Source organism: Modestobacter sp. KNN46-3 (assembly GCF_011039295.1).
The window spans coordinates 1-1,166 of record NZ_JAAKGN010000342.1 but is presented as its reverse complement, the minus strand read 5'-3'; the positions used below and the strand labels follow the sequence as shown (position 1 = coordinate 1,166).

Sequence of the window (1,166 nt, the reverse complement as noted above, 5' to 3'; positions counted from 1 at the left end):
GTCCTCCAGGCCGCGGGCGAACCGCAGCTGCCCTTCGGAGCGGGAGTCGGCACCCCCGCCGTGGAGGTCGCGGTTGCGCTCGTAGAGCGCCCGCCAGGACCCGCCGTTGGCCTCCAGGAGCGCGGCGATCGCGGCGCGCCGCTCGACGGTCTCCTGGTCTGCCGGGACGGCGGCGGGTGCAGCGGCTGCTGCGGGTGGCGCGGTGGTGGTGTGGGCCTGTGCCGGGAAGGCCAGGAGCCCGAGCGTGACGGCGGAGACGCCGGCCACGACGAGGGGGCGGACGAGACGAGGTGCAGAGTGCTTGGGCATGGTGATCTCCGATCACCGCCTGAGGGGTTAGCTGTCGGGTTCGGGCGATCGGTGCCCGGCCGGCGATGCCGGCTTCACCCCGAGACGAGCCGACTGGTGGTCGGCGCGTCGTGTGCGGTGGTTCCCCCACCCCTGCCTTGACGAGTTGCGGATGACGGTCGGCAGGCAGGGTTGGGCGGGCCGGCGTCACGCCCACTGAGTCGGCGCGACGGGCACGTTATGGAAACGAGACCGGCTTGTCCTCGTGACGCATCTCACGCCATCGGCGCGCCGCCGACGGCACGCCGACCCGGGGTCGGAAGTCGTGCCCGGTGGCGAGTCGGTCCGGAGGAGGCCGTCGCCGGTGGCCTCCGGTCGCTGTGGGGAAGGCCACGAGTCGGCCCCTGGCTGTCAGCGGTGCGTGCCGTCGGTGATCCGTAGCCTGGCGGAGTGCCCTCCACGAGCCCCGGCCGCCGGCAGCACCTGACCCGCCTGCCGGACCGCGCGCGGAAGGCGATCTCGGGATCCGGGCCGCCGACGGCGCCCTTCGCGCTGCGTGCCCGGCCCAGCCCGGTCGACGCGGGCACCGCCCGCTCGGCGCTGGGTCTGGCCCTCCGCATCGGGGAGTCGATGATGGCGGTCGGGGCCTCGGCGGCGGACGTGACCGCCACGGTGCTGCGCGTGGCGGCCGGCTACGGGCTGACCGACTGCCAGGTCGACATCACGTTCACGTCGCTGACCATCAGCTACGACCCGGACGACGTCCCACCGCTCATGCTGATGCGGATCGTGCGCCCGCGGGGGCTGGACTACACCCGGCTCCAGGGCATCACCGACCTGGCGGCGGAGATCAAGACGGCCGGCCTGGGCCTGGAGGA

At 74.1% G+C, this 1,166-nt stretch carries 2 protein-coding genes and 1 riboswitch; of the genes, one reads left to right on the top strand and one right to left on the bottom strand.

The features are described 5' to 3' along the window. A partial coding sequence (locus G5C62_RS27165) for a hypothetical protein (RefSeq protein ID WP_206330908.1) occupies positions 1 to 309 on the bottom strand: 309 nt, incomplete at its 3' end. 1 nt (position 310) lies between these two features. Then, positions 311 to 462, bottom strand: a riboswitch (cyclic di-AMP (ydaO/yuaA leader). 276 nt (positions 463 to 738) lie between these two features. Here G5C62_RS27165 and G5C62_RS27160 point away from each other — a divergent pair. Next, a partial coding sequence (locus G5C62_RS27160) for a threonine/serine exporter family protein (RefSeq protein WP_241176179.1) occupies positions 739 to 1,166 on the top strand: 428 nt, incomplete at its 3' end.